General features: G+C 39.9%; 19 protein-coding genes and 1 pseudogene. 9 read left to right on the top strand and 11 right to left on the bottom strand.

The window, feature by feature from the left end; all coding sequences use genetic code 11:
• Positions 1–108: 108 nt before the first annotated feature.
• A complete protein-coding gene (locus HME9304_RS08390) occupies positions 109–1827 on the top strand; it encodes a GMC oxidoreductase (RefSeq protein ID WP_112378161.1) in 1719 nt (572 codons plus the stop codon).
• Positions 1827–2477, top strand: coding sequence for a gluconate 2-dehydrogenase subunit 3 family protein (locus HME9304_RS08385; RefSeq protein ID WP_112378160.1), 651 nt, complete (start codon positions 1827–1829; stop codon positions 2475–2477). Before HME9304_RS08390 ends, HME9304_RS08385 begins: the two co-directional genes overlap by 1 nt.
• Positions 2478–2732: 255 nt before the next feature.
• Here the strand turns inward: HME9304_RS08385 and HME9304_RS08380 are convergent, their stop codons facing one another.
• From HME9304_RS08380 to HME9304_RS08360, 5 genes and pseudogenes are all read right to left on the bottom strand, one after another.
• Positions 2733–3839, bottom strand: coding sequence for an Ig-like domain-containing protein (locus tag HME9304_RS08380; protein ID WP_239023213.1), 1107 nt, complete (start codon positions 3837–3839; stop codon positions 2733–2735).
• A 159-nt stretch (positions 3840–3998) separates the two neighbouring features.
• Positions 3999–4241, bottom strand: a pseudogene (locus HME9304_RS17295) (IPT/TIG domain-containing protein); the annotation flags it as partial.
• Between the two features lie 1029 nt (positions 4242–5270).
• Positions 5271–7751, bottom strand: a complete 2481-nt coding sequence (locus tag HME9304_RS08370) for a ribonucleoside-diphosphate reductase subunit alpha (protein ID WP_112378157.1) — start codon at positions 7749–7751, stop codon at positions 5271–5273.
• Positions 7752–7917: 166 nt separating this feature from the next.
• Entirely contained in the window at positions 7918–8145 is a 228-nt protein-coding gene (locus HME9304_RS08365) for a four helix bundle protein (protein WP_239023205.1), read from the bottom strand.
• A gap of 187 nt (positions 8146–8332) precedes the next feature.
• Positions 8333–9319: a ribonucleotide-diphosphate reductase subunit beta gene (locus HME9304_RS08360; RefSeq protein ID WP_112378156.1), complete on the bottom strand. Its 987-nt coding sequence runs from the start codon at positions 9317–9319 to the stop codon at positions 8333–8335.
• Positions 9320–10242: 923 nt separating this feature from the next.
• On the opposite strand from HME9304_RS08360, the gene HME9304_RS08350 reads away from it, so the two are divergent.
• Both HME9304_RS08350 and HME9304_RS08345 read left to right on the top strand, forming a co-directional pair.
• A complete protein-coding gene (locus HME9304_RS08350) occupies positions 10243–10977 on the top strand; it encodes a LytR/AlgR family response regulator transcription factor (RefSeq protein ID WP_112378154.1) in 735 nt (244 codons plus the stop codon).
• Between the two features lie 15 nt (positions 10978–10992).
• Positions 10993–12951, top strand: a complete 1959-nt coding sequence (locus HME9304_RS08345; protein ID WP_112378153.1) for a tetratricopeptide repeat-containing sensor histidine kinase — start codon at positions 10993–10995, stop codon at positions 12949–12951.
• Here HME9304_RS08345 and HME9304_RS08340 read toward each other — a convergent pair.
• A complete protein-coding gene (locus HME9304_RS08340; protein WP_112379770.1) occupies positions 12944–13513 on the bottom strand; it encodes a DUF3109 family protein in 570 nt (189 codons plus the stop codon). The genes HME9304_RS08345 and HME9304_RS08340 overlap by 8 nt on opposite strands.
• Before the next feature lie 118 nt (positions 13514–13631).
• On the opposite strand from HME9304_RS08340, the gene HME9304_RS08335 reads away from it, so the two are divergent.
• Both HME9304_RS08335 and HME9304_RS08330 read left to right on the top strand, forming a co-directional pair.
• Positions 13632–14210, top strand: coding sequence for a MarC family protein (locus HME9304_RS08335; protein ID WP_112378152.1), 579 nt, complete (start codon positions 13632–13634; stop codon positions 14208–14210).
• Positions 14211–14226: 16 nt separating this feature from the next.
• Entirely contained in the window at positions 14227–14430 is a 204-nt protein-coding gene (locus HME9304_RS08330) for a hypothetical protein (RefSeq protein ID WP_112378151.1), read from the top strand.
• Here HME9304_RS08330 and HME9304_RS08325 read toward each other — a convergent pair.
• The 4 genes from HME9304_RS08325 to HME9304_RS08310 all read right to left on the bottom strand — a co-directional run bounded on the left by HME9304_RS08325 (position 14427) and on the right by HME9304_RS08310 (position 18035).
• Entirely contained in the window at positions 14427–16055 is a 1629-nt protein-coding gene (locus tag HME9304_RS08325) for a S41 family peptidase (RefSeq protein WP_112378150.1), read from the bottom strand. The genes HME9304_RS08330 and HME9304_RS08325 overlap by 4 nt on opposite strands.
• Before the next feature lie 14 nt (positions 16056–16069).
• A complete protein-coding gene (locus HME9304_RS08320) occupies positions 16070–16507 on the bottom strand; it encodes a deoxycytidylate deaminase (protein WP_112378149.1) in 438 nt (145 codons plus the stop codon).
• A gap of 84 nt (positions 16508–16591) precedes the next feature.
• Positions 16592–17176 carry a HupE/UreJ family protein gene (locus tag HME9304_RS08315; protein ID WP_112378148.1) on the bottom strand — a complete coding sequence of 195 codons (585 nt, stop codon included), beginning with the start codon at positions 17174–17176 and terminating at the stop codon, positions 16592–16594.
• 121 nt (positions 17177–17297) lie between these two features.
• Entirely contained in the window at positions 17298–18035 is a 738-nt protein-coding gene (locus tag HME9304_RS08310) for a TerB family tellurite resistance protein (RefSeq protein WP_112378147.1), read from the bottom strand.
• A 125-nt stretch (positions 18036–18160) separates the two neighbouring features.
• On the opposite strand from HME9304_RS08310, the gene HME9304_RS08305 reads away from it, so the two are divergent.
• From HME9304_RS08305 to HME9304_RS08295, 3 genes are all read left to right on the top strand, one after another.
• Positions 18161–18571 (top strand): BrxA/BrxB family bacilliredoxin, encoded by a 411-nt coding sequence (locus HME9304_RS08305; RefSeq protein ID WP_112378146.1) that lies wholly within the window; start codon positions 18161–18163, stop codon positions 18569–18571.
• Positions 18572–18705: 134 nt separating this feature from the next.
• Positions 18706–19437, top strand: coding sequence for a lysophospholipid acyltransferase family protein (locus HME9304_RS08300; RefSeq protein WP_112378145.1), 732 nt, complete (start codon positions 18706–18708; stop codon positions 19435–19437).
• 1 nt (position 19438) lies between these two features.
• Positions 19439–20101 carry an HD domain-containing protein gene (locus HME9304_RS08295; RefSeq protein ID WP_112378144.1) on the top strand — a complete coding sequence of 221 codons (663 nt, stop codon included), beginning with the start codon at positions 19439–19441 and terminating at the stop codon, positions 20099–20101.
• A gap of 47 nt (positions 20102–20148) precedes the next feature.
• On the opposite strand, the gene HME9304_RS08290 is transcribed toward HME9304_RS08295, so the two are convergent.
• Positions 20149–21564: a glycosyltransferase family 2 protein gene (locus tag HME9304_RS08290; RefSeq protein WP_112378143.1), complete on the bottom strand. Its 1416-nt coding sequence runs from the start codon at positions 21562–21564 to the stop codon at positions 20149–20151.
• Between the last annotated feature and the right edge of the window lie 146 nt (positions 21565–21710).

The following is a 21710-nucleotide window of genomic DNA, read 5'->3' as shown; positions in this document are numbered from 1 at the left end:
ATCAAAAAACTACAACGTTATAGTGATACATTCTCAATAAACATAGGGATTAAATGTAGAAAATTAATTTAATAATTAATACATTTAGGAAATAAACAATCCTATTAAATGAGTAAATTTTATTACAACGATGAGCAGGAGTCATACGATGCCATAGTAGTAGGAACGGGCATTAGTGGTGGTTGGGCCGCAAAAGAACTTTGTGAAAAGGGCTTAAAGACCTTGGTTTTGGAACGTGGCCGTATGGTCAACCATATTACAGACTACCCAACTGCCAACAAAGACCTCTGGGATTTTCCAAACAATGGTGAACTTTCACCGGAACAGCTCAAAAGACAAGAAAAGCAAAACCGAACGGGCTATACCATAAAAGCACCGCACCATTTTTGGTTTGTGGATGACATAGAGCATCCTTATAATGAGACAAAACGATTTGATTGGATCCGCGGATACCACGTTGGGGGACGTTCCTTAATGTGGGGCCGCCATAGTTATCGCTGGAGCGATATTGATTTTGAGGCCAATAAAAAGGAAGGCGTAGCCATAGATTGGCCCGTGCGTTATAAAGATATTGCCCCTTGGTACGATAAAGTTGAAAGCTACATCGGTGTTTCTGGGGAATTGTTGAACTTGCCCCAATTACCCGATGGCCAATTTGAACCCATGATGGAACTTAACTGTGTTGAGCAGCACGTTCGCGAAAAGGTTTCGGATAATTTTGATGGGCGCGTGGTTACCGCAGGAAGGGTCGCCCACATCAACAGCGATAAAAAATTTGACGGTTTAAACCGCAGTTCCTGTAAGTTTAGGAACAGGTGCGTAAGAGGTTGCCCATTTGGCGCCTACTTTAGCAGCAATTCCTCTACATTGCCCGCAGCCGAAAGAACCGGCAATATGACCTTACGGCCAGATTCCATTGTACATGAAATCATGTATGATTCCAATACAAAGAAAGCAACAGGGGTAAAAGTGATAGACCGGGTAACCAAAGAAACCTATGAGTTCAAGGCCAAAGTTATTTTCCTTTGTGCCTCGGCCATCGCCTCTACCTCAATTTTGATGCAGTCCAAATCCGATAGGTTCCCAAATGGTATGGGGAACGATTCCGGGGAATTGGGACATAATATTATGGACCATCATTTTAAGACCGGTGCAAGAGGCAAAATGGACGGTTTTGACGATAAATATTATAAGGGAAGAAAGCCCAACGGAATCTACATTCCACGGTTCCGTAACCTGGGCGGCGACAGTAACATGAAAGATTTCACCCGGGGCTATGGGTACCAAGGTGGTGCAGGTAGGGGCGATTATGAAGATGCCGCAGCAGAGCTTTCGCACGGAAAAGCGTTTAAAGATGCCATTCTAAAACCGGGCGGTTGGACCATGAACATGTTGGCATTTGGCGAAATACTGCCCTATCACGACAATAAAATGACGCTGGATTATGATAAAGTGGACCAATGGGGACTGCCTACCGTTACTTTTGATGCCGAAATAAAGGAAAACGAGCTCAACATGCGCAAAGATATGCAGGAACAGGCTGCTACAATGTTGGAGAAATCAGGGGTAAGGGATATTGAAATCTACGATGATGAATATGCCCTTGGTTTGGGAATCCATGAAATGGGAACGGCACGGATGGGCAAGAATCCAAAAACATCGGTGGTGAACGCGAACAACCAACTGCACTCGGTCAAGAATGTCTATGTTACCGATGGTTCTTTTATGACCTCGGCAAGTTGCGTAAACCCCTCTTTGACCTATATGGCATTTACCGCCAGAGCCGTGGACCACGCGGCAAAAGAACTTAAAAAAGGATCAATATAATGGAAAGAAGAATAGCACTCAAAAATATGGGGCTTGTCTTTGGGTACACCGTTGCTGCCCCTAGCCTTTTGGGAATTTTACAAAGTTGCGAAGGCAAAAAAGTATTGGATTGGACCCCAAGCTTTTTTACCAAAGACGAAGGTATGGTTCTACATACCCTCTTGGACATGATACTCCCCAAAACCGACACCCCTTCTGCCACTGAAATGAACGTGCACGTATTTATAGATACTTTTGCAAAAGAGGCATTGCCCAAAGAACACCAAGACTTTCTTAAGTTGGGAATGGGTCTATTTACGGATGAAGTTTTAGAGACCGCACAAAAGGAAACACTAGCAGAACTCAACGAAGAGGATTTGGAGCCCGTTCTGGCCAAATACCTAAAGAAAAGAACCGCTACTGTTGAAGAAGCACATCTGGAAGCCGTTGATGCTTATTTTAACGATGTTGAAAAAGGGATGGTGGCCAAACTTGATGACGAGATTTCGCGTTACAGCTTTGCCGGCTCCCTCCGTGAAATGGCCATTTGGTCCTATAAAAATACAGAATATATAGGGGAAGAGGTTTTGGCCTATTTGCCCATACCTGGAGAATACATTGCCTGCGAGGATGAGCAAACTTTGACTGACGGCAGGGCGTGGTCTTTATAGGCCGCTACATAATTGGCTAGTTGGATCATTGAATGCCTCAGAGTACGGGTTTTGGGTACTTTTTTGTCTCCGCATACCTAAGCCTGCTAAAACAGTGTTTTCTATGTTAGTTTCTGAACAGTGGCTCCAACACGATGCCTGTACGCTACCGATCACGTTGATCCGTTATTCCTTGAATAGGACAACCAAAAAGAAAAAGGCCGCCCATTGGGCGGCCCTTTGTATGTTATAAATAAGTTTGTTTGATCGTAACCATTAATCGACAAAGACCGAAAAGGCGCTACTTTCAGAAAAATCTTCCGGAAAAAATATTGTTGGTTCCCCATTTTTCCATAAAATCGCCTTTTGCAAATTTTGCGACACAGCTCCACAGCTATATACATCTGTACCATACACAAATACGGATTCGAGAAAGGAGGTGCTATCGTCGATGTTAAGCAATGTGCCAACAACACCATTCTTCCAGACTAATGAATTGTCACTATCATTTCCCGTCGCATATATATCCGTGCCCGTTACGAACAGTGAAGTGGCAATTGAGTTACTGGTCCCGTCGGTCAGGTCGGTCCCCGCACCGTTCTTCCATGTTGTTGCCACTCTTGTTCCATCCACCACTCTATATCCCGATACATGGACATCGTTCCCCACCACTTGGATATCGTAAGCACGGGCATCATTTTCGAGAATTTCGGGATTTGCAGCCGTTCCTGCCGTCCAATAACAGGCCTCGTCATCGAAACCCGCATCTGGCCTTATATAGCCGGATACGTACCAGTTGTTCTGGTCGTCCATGGATATCGCTCTAGGAAAGTTTGTTTCGTAACCTGGTTCGACTAGTACTACGTCATTGGCATTGGATATCCAAACTCGCCCTGACGATCCTTCATTGGTAGACTGATGCCCCACTACATAATACCCCGACTCGTTGACAACAACGTCACGTGCAATTGAAGAGGTAATACCAAGGCTGTTCGACAAAGCTATCTGATCTCCGTTGATCCATAGCATGGCCCTTCTATTATTGTCTTGATCTTTTTCATGGCCCGCAACATAGACGTCCTCGCCATATACGAACACCGCATTTGCCGTTGCTTCCTTGGTGCCGTCGGTCAGCTCGGTCATCACCCCGTTCTTCCAGATCACAGCTTGAGGTAAACCAGAAGATTGTACATACCCTGCCATATATACGTTGGGGTCCACGGTGACCGTAACGCTTGCGGAGGCTTCTTCCACGGTGGCGGTAATGGTGGCGGTCCCCACCTTGAGGCCCTTTACCGTTCCGTTCTCGTCCACGGTGGCGATCTCCTCGTCGTCGCTGCTCCACGCAACGGGGCTATCCCCGTCCACGTCCACCTTGTCCACTACGGCCAGCTCGGCCGTATCGTAGCGGAACAGCTGGAAATCCTCTTTGTCCAGCCCTATTGACGGGTTCTTTTCCTCCTCCGTTACGGTAACGGTAAAGTCCTTGGTACTGGCGGCGGTCTTGCCGCCAACGGCAACGCCCACCTTGCCGGTCGCAGCGCCCGATGGCACGCTGGCCACGATCTTGGTAGCCGTGGCACTGGCCACGGTGGCGGCAACGGTGCCGAAGGTCACGGTATTGTTGGCCGCGGTGGTGCTGAAGTTGGTCCCCTCTATGGTGACCGCCGTTCCAACGGGCCCGCTGATCGGGCTGAAATCGGAAATGGTCGGCGCCGCGATCGGCTCTGGCTCGGGCTCTGGTGTCGTTGTTGGGGCATCGTCCTTGCCGCATGCCCATACCATAAGGCAGAGTGCCATTGACAGCATGCCCAAATAGTTGATTCTTTTCATGATAAAAAATATTTTAAAGTTTGCGGTACAAGTAAGGAAAATCCCATGGGCCACGGGGCGGTGGATTGACGGATGGCCTTTTTGGGTTGATGGATGGGGGTTTTGAAGGGAAAGGTGACGGATGACGGATGACGGATGACGGATGACGGATGACGGGTGGAAGGGTGACGGGTAACGGATGATGGGTGATGGATGACGGGTGACGGGTGACGGATGATGGATGATGGATGAAGGGTGACGGGCGAAGGATGACGGGCGAAGGATGACGGATGATGGATGAAGGGTGAAGGGTGAAAGGTGAAGGATGACGGATGACGGATGACGGATGACGGATGACGGATGATGGATGAAGGGTGATGGGTGAAGGATCATGGGTGACGGGTGAAAGGTGACGGGTGACGGGTGAAGGGTGACCGATGACGGGTGAAGGGGGATGGGTGAAGGATCATGGGTGACGGGTGACGGGGGATGGGCGAAAGGTGACGGGCGAAAGGGGAAAGGTGACGGGTGAAAGGTGACGGGTGACGGGTGACGGGTGACGGGTGACGGGTGACGGGTGACGGGTGACGGATGATGGGTGACGGGTGACGGGTGAAAGGGGATGGGTGATGGGTGACGGATGACGGATGATGGATGAAGGGTGAAGGATGAAGGGTGATGGATGAAGGGTGATGGATGAAGGGTGACGGGTGAAGGATGAAAAACTTGAATTTTGGGTTATTGGAAGCAACTTGAAGCTGACCCCTCATTTCTCATATCCCATTTCTCACTACTCAAATCTAACATCTCAAATCCAACATCTCATATCCCATTTCTCACTACTCAAATCTAACATCTCACTACTCAAATCCAACATCTCATATCTGACAACGGTCAACATAAAACCAATAAAAACACCCCGAAAATAATCTGCTATCCTACAAATTTTCCCGAGGTGTCTATTTAATAAACACTATCACATACTGATAAGTACAGTATAAACTATGAGCCGCACATTAAACAGTCATCGTCTGCCTGCCCTTCTTTTGCGCGCGCGATCATTTGTTTCATTTCCTCAGCGGTCATTGGCTGTACGTCCATTTCTTGCTGGTCCACAGGTGTTACTTCAACTTTGAGTCCTTCGGCGGTTTTGGTCGGTTTTGCAGCAATAACCTCTGCCTCTGCAGCTACACTAACGGGAACTTCTTTCTTCTTTGTGTTGTCCAACGTAAATTTAATGGCATCCACTGCCGCTTTCGTTCTCAAGTAGTACATTCCTGTTTTAAGCCCGCTTTTCCAAGCATAAAAATGCATGGAGGTCAGTTTGGAGTAATTGGCATTTTCCATGAACAGGTTCAAGGACTGGCTCTGGTCGATAAAGTAGCCTCGCTGTCTGCTCATATCAATGATATCTTTCATGCTAAGTTCCCAAACGGTCTTGTACAATTCTCTAATATCCTGTGGAATTGTTTCAATATGTTGGATCGATCCGTTTGCACGCATCAGTTCCTGTTTCATGTTTTCGTTCCATAGGCCCAAGTTTACCAAATCTTCCAAGAGGTGTTTATTTACTACAATAAACTCGCCTGATAGTACTCTTCGGGTATAAATGTTAGAGGTATATGGCTCAAAACATTCGTTATTACCAAGTATCTGGGACGTTGAAGCTGTTGGCATTGGCGCGACCAACAAAGAGTTGCGCACACCATTTTTCTTTACGTCTTTTCTTAATTTGGCCCAATCCCATCGTCCAGAAAGTTCTTCGTCCTTAATGCCCCAAAGGTTATGTTGAAACTCTCCTTGTTCTATTGGAGAGCCTTTGTACGATGAGTAGGGTCCTTCGTCTTTTGCCTGTTCCATAGAGGCAGTGACCGCTGCATAGTAAAGGGTCTCGAATATCTCTTGGTTCAATTTTTTGGCCTCATCGCTTGTAAAGGGCAAACGCAGCATGATAAAGGCATCTGCCAGACCCTGTACTCCAAGACCAATGGGTCTGTGGCGCATGTTGGAATTTTCGGCTTCTTTAACGGGGTAATAGTTTCTATCTATTACCTTGTTCAGGTTCTTGGTTACTCTTTTTGTAACCTTGAACAGTTCTTTATGGTCAAATTCCCCATTTTTTATAAACATTGGCAGTGCAATGGAAGCAAGGTTACATACCGCAACTTCATCCGGGGAGGTGTATTCCAAAATTTCCGTGCATAGATTTGAAGAGCGGATCGTACCTAAATTCTTTTGATTGCTCTTGCGATTGGCAGCATCCTTGTACAGCATGTAAGGTGTACCGGTCTCAATTTGGGATTCGAGTATTTTTTCCCAAAGCTCACGTGCTCTTACAGTTTTACGACCTTTTCCTTCGGCTTCATATTGTAAATACAGTTTTTCGAACTCTTCGCTGTGATTTGTAAAAAGCCCCGGACATTCGTTAGGGCACATCAAAGTCCAATTTTCATTGGCCTCTACTCTTTTCATGAAAAGATCTGAAATCCACATGGCATAGAACAAATCCCGGGCCCGCATCTCTTCTTTACCGTGATTCTTTTTTAAATCCAGAAATTCGTAAATGTCGGCATGCCAAGGTTCCATGTAGATCGCAAAACTTCCTTTGCGCTTTCCTCCTCCTTGGTCTACGTATCTGGCCGTATCGTTAAACACCTGAAGCATTGGAACAATTCCGTTAGAAGTGCCATTGGTCCCGGCTATGTAAGAACCCGTAGCCCTTACGTTATGGATGGAAAGGCCTATACCCCCGGCAGATTGTGAAATCTTTGCAGTTTGTTTTAAGGTATCATAAATACCATCAATACTGTCATCCTTCATGGCCAAGAGAAAACAAGAGGACATTTGTGGTTTGGGTGTACCGGAATTGAACAAGGTAGGGGTAGCGTGAGTGAAATACTTTTTGGACATCAACTCGTACGTTTCCATAGCAGCGGCAAGGTCATCTAAATGGATACCAATGGAAACCCGCATTAGCATGTGTTGTGGGCGTTCTGCTATTTTGCCGTTCAATTTTAATAAATATGAACGTTCCAATGTTTTAAAACCGAAGTAATCGTAACCAAAATCACGGTTATAAATAATTGTTGAATCCAGCTTTTCCGAATTTTCGGCAATTACCTTATAGACCTCATCGGATAATAGGGGGGCTTTTTTACCGGTCCTGGGGTTTACATATTCGTACAGGTCCTTCATGGTTTCCGAGAAGGATTTTTTGGTATTCTTATGCAGGTTGGAAACTGAGATACGAGCGGCCAATTTTGCGTAATCCGGATGTGTAGTAGTCATGGTAGCGGCAATCTCTGCTGCCAGATTATCCAGTTCAGAAGTGCTTACGCCATCATAAAGGCCTTCTATTACGCGCATGGCCACTTTTAACGGATCTACCAGACCGTTAAGGCCATAACACAATTTTCTTACTCTGGCCGTGATCTTGTCGAACATGATCAGCTCTTTTCTTCCATCTCTTTTTACTACATACATAATTTAATTTACGATTTTTGGATTTTAGATTTACTACTTATCAATTTCAGTTTTCGTAATTCTAATAGTTAATAGTTAATTTTTATATTTTTTTCGGTTTTGGATTGACGGTTTAGGATTTGAGCAGTCATAAATTTCATCTTATGTTTCTAAAATCCTATTTACTTTAATTCAACTTTTTGCGCATTGTATTTATGGATGCAACAACAATGGATAATAATTCGTTCGCTTCTTTTAGCAATCTTTTTATCTCTTGATGCTCTTTTTCGGATATTACAAGAAATATTTCTAAAAAGTACATGCTATCGTCAGCTTCTTCTTCTACAATTTTCAACTTATTGATAAAGTCAGCATTGGATTTAGCCCTACATGCAGCTCTATAGTTTGCACCCACTGAACTTGAACATCGAATCAATTATCTGCAAAAGGCATCATATTCCTTAGTGGTCGGAAATTTTGAACATAGTTCCCAACAGTCTATGGCAAATCTTTGAGTTCTTTTTTAAGTTGTTCTTTCATGGGACCAACGATTTTTGAGTCACTACCGTCGTATTTCAAAAATCGTAAATCCAAAAATCAATTTAAAAGTCTGCGTCGAAACTGATTTTCTGCGCATCCTCGTCCTTTTCTTTGTTCAAGACACCTGCTTTTTGGTATTCAGAAACTCGTTTTTCAAAGAAATTGGTTTTTCCCTGTAATGAGATCATGTCCATAAAGTCAAATGGATTGGTTGAATTGTATACTTTTTCGCATTCCAATTCTACCAAGAGTCTATCTGTTACAAACTCTAGATATTGTGTCATCAGTTTAGAGTTCATCCCTATTAAACTGACAGGAAGCGACTCTGTAATAAACTCTCTTTCTATATTGAGTGCGTCTGTCAAAATTTGGGTAATCCTTTCTTTTGGCACCTTGTTAACAAGATGTTTATTGTGCAAATGAACTGCATAGTCGCAGTGCATGCCTTCGTCCCTAGAAATCAATTCGTTTGAAAATGTAAGTCCTGGCATTAGGCCTCTTTTTTTCAACCAGAAGATGGAACAGAACGCACCTGAAAAGAAAATACCTTCTACAGCTGCAAAGGCAATCAACCTCTCTGCGAAACTGGGGGATTCTATCCAGTTTAAAGCCCAATCCGCTTTCTTTTTAATTGCAGGGAAATTTTCAATGGCCTTAAAAAGAATTCCTTTTTCCTTCTCGTCCTTTACATAGGTGTCTATTAGCAATGAATAAGTTTCAGAATGAATGTTCTCCATCATGATCTGGAATCCATAGAAAAATTTAGCTTCGGCATACTGTACCTCACTAACAAAATTCTCTGCCAAGTTTTCGTTCACGATTCCATCAGAAGCAGCAAAAAAGGCCAATATATGTTTTACAAAGTAGCGTTCATCGTCATTGAGCTTATTGTTCCAGTCTGTCAAATCTTGATGAAGATCTATCTCTTCTGCCGTCCAAAAACAAGCTTCGCATTTTTTGTACCATTCCCAAAGATCATGATGTTTGATCGGAAAAATTACAAATCTATCTTCGTTCTCTTCTAAAATTGGCTCAACAGCTACTGACATATATTTTTTGTTAAAATTTATAATGAGGAAGAAATATTCCTTGTGAATAGGGCTAACAAAGATTCAAAAATGTTGGCGAACTGTAAAGTCTGTTTTACCAAAACCGAGGCAAAGTTTTTAACACAACATGTTGAAATCTAGGTTCACAAGTGATGTTCGTTAGGGTTTTAAAAATAAAAACGTGAAGAACTTTTTTGAAGAGATTCAACAATAAAAGAAAAGACCAAAGAGTATAAAGTTTTATACTTTCCGGTCTTAAATTATATAAAGGATTGGATTTAGAGGCTTTCAAATAAAATATCACTACCAAACAGTACGGCCACCCTTAATTTTATCCGTGGGTCGCATTCAATTTTAGGTAGTTCCCCCGAAACCTAAAAATTAAACTCAACTACCAGGGTTCAACAAAGAGGTATGTTTTGCAAGCAGTTTCTACAATTAAGAGGTTGGTTGCTCTGGCCGTACGCTTATTTGGTAATGTATAAGAACTTTTTATTGGGATCGGTTAGTTTTCAGCAACTACGTTTTCCCAATCTGACTGCATTTTTAATTCTTTGTTCTCTAATATAGCAGCGAAAATTAGAGCAAATATTAAAAGCACAAATAATACAACACATTTTCTCATTTGGAATGGTTTAATAGGTTGTCTTCTAATTTTTGACTTCGCTAAACTAAGAAACAAAAGGCCTGTACACTGCGCCATATGTATAAACGGTAACCTTTTGTGTGTAATTGGTTTTTAGGGTTTTAGCATTATTCCCTTACTGTTCGAAAAAAGAAAATGAGCTTTAGGAAAAATTTTACAATGTACCTGTAGCCTTGGTTTTTTTACCGGTTATAAGCCTAAAATACCCATTAGCACATATTTTTAGATAGCTTGTGTAGAATAATCCTAAATTTGAATTAGTTTTTTTATATAGCAAATGTTAGAAGCGGTTATTGTAGATGATGAAATAAAAGCGCTCCAAAGTCTAAGTTGGGAGTTGACCAATTTGAGCGATGAGGTTGATATAATTGCGTCTTTTACCGATGCCAACGAAGCTCTTGACTATCTTGAAAAAAATACTCCCGATTGTCTTTTCTTGGATATAGAAATGCCCGCAATGGACGGATTTCAATTTATCAAAAACCTAAAGAACAAGGATTTTCCCGTTGTCATTACCACAGCATATAACCAATACGCCCTAAAAGCCTTAAAGAACGAGGCCATAGACTATTTGTTAAAACCAATAGATACTGATGATCTTAGGGAAACCCTAACCAAGATAAAAAAGTACAACACCAAGAATTTGACCATGGATAAGCTGGAAAAAATTCTTTTGAACTTCAATGCTGAATCACACAGCAAAAAAATTACCATCAATACAGATGGTAAATTATTGTTTCTGAACAGTGATGATATCCTCTACGCAGAGTCAGATGGAAACTATAGTACCATCTTTTTAAATGATGGCCAAAAAATACTGCTCACCAAAAAACTGAAAGAGGTAAATACCCTATTGCCCGATAATAGCTTTTTCAGAATCCACAATTCATACATCATCAATCTCAATAAGATAAAAGAGTTTCTAAAAACGGACGGTTATGTAGTTTTGGAATCCAACCATAAAATTCCCGTCTCCCGGCAAAAAAAATCCGATTTTTTGGATATGCTGTAACTTCCCAAAACGCCTGTGTTCAAAATACTATCGATAAAGACCAAAAACCTACGTTCACAAAAAAAAATCACTGTCCTGTTTTTTTTGGTTCTTCACGCGCTGACGGCACAGGAAATTCCAAGAGAATTTAAGGACAAGGCAGAAAAGCTTGTGCAGATGAGACCCAAAACGTATCTGTCACTGGATACAGAACTACAAATTGAAAAAAGGGACACTACACTACTACGTTATTTCGCCAATCTGTGCAAAGAAGAAAATTACCTAGAAGGGGAATCTTACGCTCTAGATCAAATTGGGGCAAAATACAGGAACATTTCCCAATTTAAAAAGGCGGCAGATCTTCATCAAGAAGCTTTGCGTATTGCCGAGGAAGCCAATAATACGGAGTTGAAAGTGCGAAGCTTAAATATGCTGGGCGTGGTTTACAGACGCACAGATGCCATAAAGACCGCATTGGACTACAACCAGAAGGCGCTTGAGCTCGCAGAAGAGGTCGAAAACCCTTCCCACCATATAAAGAGGAGTATAAATGTCTCCTTAAACTGTATTGGAAACCTTTACCAGACATTGGAACAATATGATTTGGCCATTATGCAGTTTAAAAGAGCACTGAAGTTTGAGAAAGAATTGGACAATAAGCTTGGTCTGGCCATAAACCACCAGAACATTGGTGATTGCCTTGAACAAAAAGGGGATTTGGAGGGCGCTTTGGAAAACTATAGAAAATCTTTGGCATACAATGAAGAAATAAATTCTGATTACGGACGTGTAATCTGCAAAAATAGCCTTGCCCAAATTTACCTTAAGCAAGATATGCCACATGCAGCTCTTGTACTTTTAGAGCCACTGTACGAACAATCGAAGGCAATAGGGGACTTTTTTGTAACCTCATCGGTGTTTATCAATACAGGTTGGGCACACACAGAGCTGGGAAACTATGACACGGCAGAGCAATTTATACAAGATGGTCTTACTATGGCAAGAACGCATAGTATGCCAAGCAATATACTTTACGGCTATAAAAAACTTTCCGATTTTGAACGAGCAAGGGGCAACTATGAAAAAGCCTACGAATTTTACAAGAAGGCCGATGAATATGATGAAGAGATTTCCAGTGCCACCAATTTTAGGTACATGAACGATATCATAGTTCGTTATGAGGCTGATAAAAAGAACAACCAGATTTCCGTTCTTGCCAAGGAAAATGAGATAGTTAGGCTACGCCTTAGAAAAAACCAGACAACATTATTGGTAAGCACCCTTATTGTTGGTCTGTTCGCTTCCATTCTCTACATTCTTTATAGACAGTACCAAAGTAAAAATGAAAAAAGGATGCTAAGCTTGGAACAAAACTTGCTCCGCAGTCAAATGAACCCGCATTTTTTGTTCAACTCCTTAAATTCCATCAAGCTTTATATCATTAACAACGAACAAAAAAATGCTGTCCATTATCTGAACAAATTTTCCAAATTGGTGCGTAAAATTCTGGAGGCATCCTCATTGAAAGAAATCTCATTGGCAGAGGAACTGGAAACTGTAGAACTGTATATGAACATTGAAAACATACGTTTTTCAAACGAAATAGACTTTAAGATCACAGTTGATCATGATATCAATACGGAAAACATAAAAGTTCCTTCATTGGCACTACAGCCCTTTTTAGAAAATTCGCTCTGGCACGGACTTTCACCAAAAGAGGGTGAAAAACGCATACATGTAAACATTAAAAAGAAAAATGGAAGCCATATTTCCATTGAAATTTGCGATAACGGGGTAGGAAGAGGTGTTGCACAGATCAACAAGGAAAACAGAGTCCTAAAAAGAAAGTCTGTCGGTATCCGTATTACAAAAGAGCGCTTGGCAAATTTTTCTAAAGATTATCAGCATAAATTTGATGTAGACATCATTGATTTATTTGATGATGATGGAAATCCCAAAGGTACCAAGGTAATCTTGGACATACCTACTATTTAGAATTTTCTAGCACCACTTGTTCCAATTCTTGATACCAGGCCTCACCAAATTTTTTAATCAAGGCCTCTTTCACAAACTTGTATATTGGAACTTTTAATTCTTTCCCCAAACTGCATGCAGGATCACAAATTTCCCATTTATGATAGTTTACCGCCGTAAATTCTGAATATTTCCGTGTCCGTACGGGGTATAAATGACATGATATAGGTTTCTTCCAAGTTGTGGCGCCATCAGTATACGCGGCCTCCAGACCACATTTTGCAATTCCTTGTTCAGAAAAAACAACATAGGCACATTCACTATTGTTTACCAAAGGTGTTTCCCACTCCCCATCTTCTCCTTTGATGAAAGCCCCTTGTTTCATAATAGCATCAATGCCCTCTGGTCTTAGGTAAGGTTTTACATCGCTAAAAATATCGACCAGTATTTCTGTTTCAGCATCTTCAAGGGGAGCACCGTATTCTCCACCCACACAGCAAGCACCCTTGCAAGCAGTTAAATTACAAACAAAGTCATTTTCTATAAGCTCTTCGGAAACTATTGTATTTCCTATTTGGAACATGGTACTACCGGTTTTTGGACAAAGGTAGTCCAAAACCAAAAAAATGATGTTTTCCATACATTAATATATAATCCAAAAGCCTTTTTTACACGTAACTTTGCAGGCTTAATATTGAAATATGAATTTTAATTTGAAGGAAATAATTACGGCCAGTATGATACTTTTTGCCGTAATCGATATCCTTGGGAGTATTCCCATAATTATATCTTTAAGGAACAAAGTTGGCCATATTCAATCTGAAAAAGCATCGATCGTTGCAGCTTGTCTAATGACCGCTTTTCTTTTTGTAGGTGAAAGTATTCTTGGTCTAATAGGGATAGACGTAAACTCTTTTGCAGTTGCGGGAGCTCTTGTAATTTTCTTTTTAGCGATAGAAATGATTCTGGGAATAACACTTTTTAGGGATGATATACCTGAAACTGCTTCCATTGTGCCCATAGCTTTTCCCCTTATTGCCGGAGCGGGAACGTTGACATCCATTTTAACCTTGCGTGCCGAATACTATGTTGAAAATATTATAGTCGCGATAATCGTAAACATTATCTTTGTATATCTTGTTTTAAAATCCAGTGCCAAAATAGAAAGAGTGCTCGGCAAAAACGGACTAAGTGTTATCCGTAAAGTTTTTGGAGTTATATTATTGGCCATTGCCGTAAAGCTTTTTGCCACAAACCTCAACCAGATGTTTTTGCATTGACATCAAATTAACAGCTATGAAAAAGACGTTTATCTTTATTTTGATTTTTTTGGCTTTGGCACTTATAGCCTATAATGTAACCTTAGTGGACTTTAGCAACCCTTTTGAGGGAGATAGTACCATAGCGCTCATAGGAATTGTCGCTTCTTTATGTGCCATTGTTTTGCTTCTTATTTTTATAACTTCCAAAAAAATTGATAAGAAGCTCAAGAAAAATTAATTACGGGCTTTTATTCCGGTGATTTCAGGCTCACCCAAAAAAGTTGTGTCCAACTCTTTTACTTTTTCCAACATGGAATCATAAGAACCTTTGATCTGTGCGGCCAAATTAGGTGAGAATAGCTGTTCGGCTATATTTGCTTTTAAGTATGTTTTTATTCTTTCTTCCTGTGCATAAAAATCTAGCTTTATTTTTCTATTGAGCACAAATTCTATGAACTCATCAAAAAGAATATCATCTACACGGAATTCATCCAAAAATTGATTTTTTGTAAACCTCAAATATTGCATTCTATCTTTTTCCAGATGTTCAAAGATAAATCTTGAGAAGAATTCATAGGTACCGTCCATACTGTCAATAGCTTCTTCCTCATTGCTTCCTATGGGGACAAATACATCTGGAATGATACCGCCGCCGCCATATACAATTTTACCTTTAGGTGTTTCAAACTTCAATGAATCTGCAACTTTGATACTATCAACAGAAATCAATTCGCCACTTCTATAGCGTTCCAAGAACTTTTGGTAGTAATCCTTATGCCCTTTTTTATAGGATTTTTGAATGGAACGACCTGTTGGGGTATAATACCTTGAAACGGTAAGCCTTACAGCAGACCCGTCTCCCAAATCCATTTCGCGCTGTACAAGTCCTTTACCAAAAGACCTTCTACCTACAATGGTACCTATATCATTGTCCTGCAAAGCTCCAGCAATTATTTCACTTGCAGAAGCCGACCGTTCGTTGATCAATACGTAAACAGGTTTGTCCTCGAAATTACCTTTTCTGGTAGCGAAGGCTTTTTTTATTCTCCCTTTTTTGTTCTTTGTATAAAGTATGAGTTTATTATCTTCTAGAAATTCATCTGCCAATTTTTCGGCGATTCCCAAATAACCTCCCGGGTTATCCCTGAGATCCAGAACCAATTTCTGAGCACCCCTTAGTTTCAATTTTCGTAGGGCATCTTTAAACTCTCCAAAAGTAGATTCGGCAAAACGATTAATTTTAATGTACCCCATATCCTTTTTGAGCATATAGTAAGATTCCACACTTTTAATGGGTACCCTATCTCTGGTAACGGTGATATTTAAGGTTTTGTTCTTGGACTTTCGGTAAATTTTTAAATCTACTTTCGTGCCTATCTTTCCCTTAAGTTTGGAAACCACTTCATTATTCGGCATTCGTTGTCCAAAAAGGGTATCCTTGTCCGCAATCAATATTCGATCACCTGGTTTGATGCCGCTCATATAGCTTGGACCATTTTTTATGGTTCTAATAACGGTAATGGTATCCTTGTACATATAAAAGCTGACACCTATACCCACAAAATCCCCTTTCATATTTTCAGAAACCTGTTCCATTTCGCTTTTGGGAATATATACGGAATGGGGATCCAGTTTTCCAAGGATATTGTTTACGGTCACATCAACTATGCTATCGGTGTCAATTTCATCAACATATTCATAGTCGATATAATCAATAAGTCTGTTCAGCTTATCTTTTTTGGAATTGGTTGAGAATAATTTCTCCGGGGTATCATCAAAATGGAGTTTCCCTCCTATAAAAATTCCAATAGCCACCGCAAGGGCAAACAGGGTAGGCCATATATAATTATTTTTCTTTTCCATATTTTTAATGGGGATTAGACCATTTCTTCTAAAATTGGCAAGTGATGTGTTATCACACCCGCACGTTCCAAAAATTGTAAACCAGAATTATCTTTGTACGCTGTTTGGTATACTACACGTTTTATGCCAGATTGATGAATGAGTTTGCTACATTCCTTACAAGGGGATAGCGTTATGTATAAAGTAGCCCCTTCACATGATTGTGTGGATGATGCAACTTTAGAAATTGCATTGGCCTCCGCATGTAGTACGTACCACTTTGTATACCCTTCCTCATCTTCGCATATATTTTCAAAACCTGTAGGTGTACCGTTATAACCATCGGAGATTATCATTCTGTCCTTTACGATAATGGCACCGACCTGTTTCCTTTGGCAATAAGAGAGTTTTCCCCATTCTTTGGCCATCCGCAGATATGCTTTATCATACTTCTCTTGTTTACGCTCCTTCATATAGCTAAAATAGCCGATTGTTAAATAAATATACCTGCTTTGGAAGACCCCTACAACCTTATTCCATTAATTTTAACGAGGGTCTTAGTTTGGAAACGTGGCAATCAGCAAAGGTATTGTAATGCAGATGATTAAAATGGATGCAACTGCAATAAAAATGGGCGGTTTTATTTTTATTAAATCCTGAAGCAAAAATGCAATCCCAAGGATTGAGAGTATAATGGCTACTTGTGAAAATTCGATACCCGTTGCAAATCCCAAAAGAGGCATTACCTTATTTTCCTCCTCGGCCATGAGCATTTTAAAATAGTTGGAAAATCCGAATCCATGTATAAGACCAAAAAAAGCGGTCACCAATATGTGAAGGAACATGCCAACATCCATGGTCCCCCTCCTCATATAAATCAAATTGAACAATGCGGTCAGTAGAATAGTTACAGGTATAAAAAATTCTATCAATCCAACATCTACCGTAAACACATCAAAAGCGGACAAAGCCAATGAGATACAATGGGCAATAGTAAAAATCGTGGCCAGAATCACCACCCTTTTCCAGTATTTAAATGTAAACGGTATCGCTAGGGCCGATAAAAAAAGTATATGGTCATAAGCACCAAAATCCAATACATGGTTCAATCCCAATTTTACGTAAAACCAAAATTCTTGCATCACTTTTTTGTTCGTTGTCCGTTAAATCAAAATAAGATATAGGTATTTGGTTTTTTGGCTTGTTTTTTAAATTTGGCCATGTATTTAAGTTTAGAGTTCGTATTTGAGCTTAACCACTAAATTAAACAATCCCGCGTTCTTTTTGAATGGTTTCATAAGCCTTTTGTACTTCCTTAAACTTTTCCTCTGCTCCTTTTTTGATAGCTTCATTTTCTGTTACAACACGGTCTGGATGATATTTTTTTGCCATGGTTCTATAAGCTTTTTTTACCTCATCGTCAGAAACTGATTTTTCTATCTCGAGAATTTTGTAAGCATTGTCAGCGGATTTAATGAACATTGCCATAATACTCTCAAAATCATATCTACCCACTCTTAGGTAGCCCGCAATCTCTTTTAGCTTATCGACCTCAGCATTACTGACCCGTCCATCTGCCTGTGCAATTCCAAAAAGAAAATGTAGCAATTGCAATCGTACTTCATATCGGGTCCTTTGTACCAAATAAGAACAAATACGCTGTGCAGAGATCTCTCTTTTTTTGATTACCTCATTAAATGTTCTAAAGATAGCGTTTGCCTTTTCTTTTCCATAGGTACTCAAAAAATATTGGCGAACGTAGTCCAGTTCTTTCTGACTTACCTGTCCATCCGCTTTGATCACTATAGAGCATAATGAAAGTAAATTCAATTCAAAATCCGCGGGGGAAACCGTTTGCTCGGTAAAGTCCCTAAAAATCCTTCTTGAATTTCCTTTAGGACCTCCCAAGTTATCTAATAGGCTACCAACAATAAATCCAAGAACAGCACCTGGAAATCTAAATATAAAATAGCCCAAAAATGCAGCTACCCACTTAATCATCCTTAAAATTATTAAAGCTCAAATATAGGACTTTGCATAGGAAGAAAAACCATTCTAACCTATTAAGGGTCATGAAAAAAATTCAACAAAAACTGTATCTTTGATAGCTAATTAAAAATAAGACTATGTATCCTGAAGAATTGGTAAAACCTATGAGAGACGACTTGGCCTCTGCCGGGTTTGAAGAATTATATACAAGTGAGGCCGTTAACAATGCACTCAAACAAGAAGGAACTACATTAGTAGTAGTAAATTCAGTATGTGGATGTGCCGCTGCGAATGCAAGACCGGCGGCAAAACTAAGCTTGCAGAACAGCAAAAAGCCAAATAATCTGGTAACCGTATTTGCCGGAGTCGATACCGATGCCGTCAATACCGCACGGAATCATATGGTTCCGTTTCCTCCATCTTCGCCAAGTATGGCTTTATTTAAAAATGGAGAATTGGTTCACATGATCGAAAGACATCATATTGAAGGTAGACCAGCCGAACTGATCGCTGAAAATTTAATGGAGGCCTACAACGAATTCTGTTAAGCCTTGAATGCAAAGATTGGAAAGCCACCTCGTAACAAGGTGGCTTTTATTTTTTCATATTGGAAAAGAAAGATGGTGATTAAATATCATAATTGTCAAAATTTTACCAAATTGGTTATTTATAAAATGTAGTAATGCAAAAGTTGCTCTCTTATCCATTGACCATACTCTTTTTCATCTTCTTTGGATTGGCATTGGTTATTTTCCATCCTATTCAAATATTTTGTTATCATATTTTGGGCTATGACGCACATAAAAGGAGCGTGAGTATATTGAATTGGTTTTTAATGCGCTGTACCAATATTTTGGGTACACGTTACAAATTTGAAAATGAACATAAGATTCCAACAGATAGACCGCTTATTATTATTTCCAATCATCAAAGCATGTATGATATCCCACCTATTATATGGTACATGCGAAAACACCACCCAAAGTTTGTAAGCAAAATTGAATTGGGGAAAGGAATACCCAGCGTATCGTACAACTTAAGAAAAGGAGGTTCGGTACTCATTAACAGGAAAGACCATAAACAATCCATTCAAGCACTCCAAAAACTAGGTGCCTATATAGAAAACCATCATAGGAGCGCAGTTATCTTCCCTGAAGGTACACGTAGCCGAAATGGAATCCCCAAGGAATTTAGAACAACAGGACTGAAAATACTTTTAAAGAATTCACCATCCGCCCTTATAGTTCCAATTAGCATAAACAACTCATGGAAACTAGTTCGGTATGGAAAATTCCCCATGGGATTAGGTTCTCACTTGAAATTTAAAGTACACCAACCTATCGAAAATACGGGTGATTTAAACGTTCTTATCAATCAGGTTGAAAGAACAATTGTACAAGGCGTAACCGTTTAAGATGACCAAAACCCAACTCGTTAATGAAACGATTGTTTTTGTAAAAAAAACTTTGCAGGATGCCGAGGGCGGACATGATTGGTTTCATATTGAACGTGTTTTCAAAACATCCAATTATATAGCCAAATTCGAAAATGTAAATATCTTGGTTGTGCAACTGGCGGCATTGTTACATGATATAGCAGATCCAAAATTTCATGATGGTAACGAAAACATCGGTCCTAAAATAGCTCTGGATTTTTTAAGTTCAAAAGGGGTTGAAGCTTCTAAAATTGACCATGTTGTAACTATTATAAAACACATATCGTTCAAAAATAGTTTAGAGAAAAATAAAAAGCCATTTTCATCAAAAGAACTCCAAGTGGTGCAAGATGCTGACCGTTTGGATGCCATTGGTGCAATTGGGATTGCCAGAGCTTTTAATTACGGTGGTTTTAAAAACAGGGAACTCTACAATCCCGATATTCCTCCAAAACTCAACATGACCAAAGAGGAATATAAAAAATCGAATACCCCTACCATCAATCATTTTTACGAAAAGTTATTGCTTCTCAAAGATAAAATGAACACAGAAACCGGTAAAAAATTAGCTGAAGAACGACACCTGTATATGCTCAAATTCCTAGAACAATTTTATATAGAATGGAATCCTCAAAAAAATTAGCCAGTTGAATTATTTTCAATTGGCCAGCTAATATTTTCTAAGCTAAATTATTTCTTTTCTGGAAGACCACGCGTTAACCATCCTCTTCTATTTGCCGTTGCAATGGCATAGGGAGTAATCCAAAACAGTCCAAAAGTATATAGAATACTATAAGAATATGCCCAGACGGATTCTGACAATTCATATCGTTTTGCATAAAAAATGACAGGAAATGTTGATAGCACCAGAATACTAAAAAGTGTTGAGCTTAAAAATAATAGCGGGTGGGTCACGATGAAAAACAGCATAAAAAATAAAAAAGGATAGCTCATGATTATTTTCAATGATTGGCTTATGAATAAAAGTCTAGTCCCTACTTTAGAACCTTTTCTAAAATTTTTAAATACATATTTTGACATTTCTATGTTCTCACGCACATTGCTTCTGCCCCATCTAATAAACATTTTGTAAAGACCTCGGTACTTTTCTGGAACGTTGGTGTAAGCATAAGCATTCCTTTGAAACAAGACATGATACCCCTGTTTTAATATCATGTTTGTCATAGCGCGATCTTCACCAATGTCCGAAGGTTGGCCCATAAAAGTTTGATTGATCCAATCTTCAAGGCAGGCAAAAACTGCAGTTTTACGATAAGCCGCCAAGGCTCCTGGAGTACAAAGGACTGAATTAAGGCTGCTCTCTGCCGAACGTACAAATTCAAAACTCAAAACAAAACTTACGTCCAACATTTTAGGCAGCAATGCTTTTTCGTTGTTCAAAACTCGAATATTCCCTGCTACTGCGCCACATTGTTCATTTGTGATAAATGGGCTGACCAAGTTCCGTAGGGTGTCTTTTTTTACGATGGAATCACTATCGACGGTTACAAAAACCTCACCTGTTCCTTCATTAAAGCCGCGATACAAGGCGTGACGTTTCCCCATATTTTTAGGTTGTTTGTATATAGCCAAATAATCCCCCAATTCATTCTTTGCTTCTTGGATCCAATGCCATGTATCATCTTGGCTGCCATCATCAATAGCAATTAACTGTAATTTTTGCTTTGGAAAATCGCTATCCGCCAAGCTCATCAACGTATCCCAAACCTGTTTGCCCTCGTTATAGGCAGGAACGATTACTGTACAAGTAGGAAGTTCTTCATTGGTAACAGATGCAATGGGTTTATATCGAAAATATCTATATAATGTATAAAGAAAAAAGCCTGCCTTATATAAGAACAGACTACTGGCTATGACCATAAAAACCAATCCAAGAGTAGAGTCCATGCGTTCCAAATTAAACTGGGTAAAATCGTTTTGCAAAATATAAACCAAATAAGCAGCGCCTAACATAAGTACAAAAGTGCTTCCCATAACAAACACACCCCATGCGTCTGCAGTTTCAAAAAAGAATTGAACCTTCCTTTTTATATTCCATGTATTGGGTTTCTTTATGGGGTTAGAAGTAATATTTTCGGTTTTCATATAGTACGTTGAATAAGATTTCATAGTGTTATACGGTGCACATCCTGTTTTAGACTCGCTTTTATATTTTTTTAACGTTAAATCTGCAACTAGTTCTATTTTCAATAGGTTTTGGTCATTTTACGACAGACGATGATCCAAACTTA

Origin of the sequence: Flagellimonas maritima (assembly GCF_003269425.1) — a bacterium.
In the GTDB taxonomy this organism is placed as follows: Bacteria; Bacteroidota; Bacteroidia; order Flavobacteriales; family Flavobacteriaceae; genus Flagellimonas; species Flagellimonas maritima.
The sequence above is the reverse complement of the archived record's forward strand: the minus strand, read 5'-3'. Positions and strand labels throughout refer to the sequence as shown.

What these genes read in the sequence shown, in the direction of transcription:
- HME9304_RS08390 (WP_112378161.1), top strand. Translation starts at nt 109, where the DNA reads ATGAGTAAATTTTATTACAACGATGAGCAGGAGTCATACGATGCCATA.
- HME9304_RS08385 (WP_112378160.1), top strand. Translation starts at nt 1,827, where the DNA reads ATGGAAAGAAGAATAGCACTCAAAAATATGGGGCTTGTCTTTGGGTAC.
- HME9304_RS08370 (WP_112378157.1), bottom strand. Translation starts at nt 7,751, where the DNA reads ATGTATGTAGTAAAAAGAGATGGAAGAAAAGAGCTGATCATGTTCGAC.
- HME9304_RS08360 (WP_112378156.1), bottom strand. Translation starts at nt 9,319, where the DNA reads ATGTCAGTAGCTGTTGAGCCAATTTTAGAAGAGAACGAAGATAGATTT.
- HME9304_RS08350 (WP_112378154.1), top strand. Translation starts at nt 10,243, where the DNA reads ATGTTAGAAGCGGTTATTGTAGATGATGAAATAAAAGCGCTCCAAAGT.
- HME9304_RS08340 (WP_112379770.1), bottom strand. Translation starts at nt 13,513, where the DNA reads ATGTTCCAAATAGGAAATACAATAGTTTCCGAAGAGCTTATAGAAAAT.
- HME9304_RS08335 (WP_112378152.1), top strand. Translation starts at nt 13,632, where the DNA reads ATGAATTTTAATTTGAAGGAAATAATTACGGCCAGTATGATACTTTTT.
- HME9304_RS08330 (WP_112378151.1), top strand. Translation starts at nt 14,227, where the DNA reads ATGAAAAAGACGTTTATCTTTATTTTGATTTTTTTGGCTTTGGCACTT.
- HME9304_RS08325 (WP_112378150.1), bottom strand. Translation starts at nt 16,055, where the DNA reads ATGGAAAAGAAAAATAATTATATATGGCCTACCCTGTTTGCCCTTGCG.
- HME9304_RS08320 (WP_112378149.1), bottom strand. Translation starts at nt 16,507, where the DNA reads ATGAAGGAGCGTAAACAAGAGAAGTATGATAAAGCATATCTGCGGATG.
- HME9304_RS08315 (WP_112378148.1), bottom strand. Translation starts at nt 17,176, where the DNA reads ATGCAAGAATTTTGGTTTTACGTAAAATTGGGATTGAACCATGTATTG.
- HME9304_RS08310 (WP_112378147.1), bottom strand. Translation starts at nt 18,035, where the DNA reads ATGATTAAGTGGGTAGCTGCATTTTTGGGCTATTTTATATTTAGATTT.
- HME9304_RS08305 (WP_112378146.1), top strand. Translation starts at nt 18,161, where the DNA reads ATGTATCCTGAAGAATTGGTAAAACCTATGAGAGACGACTTGGCCTCT.
- HME9304_RS08300 (WP_112378145.1), top strand. Translation starts at nt 18,706, where the DNA reads ATGCAAAAGTTGCTCTCTTATCCATTGACCATACTCTTTTTCATCTTC.
- HME9304_RS08295 (WP_112378144.1), top strand. Translation starts at nt 19,439, where the DNA reads ATGACCAAAACCCAACTCGTTAATGAAACGATTGTTTTTGTAAAAAAA.
- HME9304_RS08290 (WP_112378143.1), bottom strand. Translation starts at nt 21,564, where the DNA reads ATGAAAACCGAAAATATTACTTCTAACCCCATAAAGAAACCCAATACA.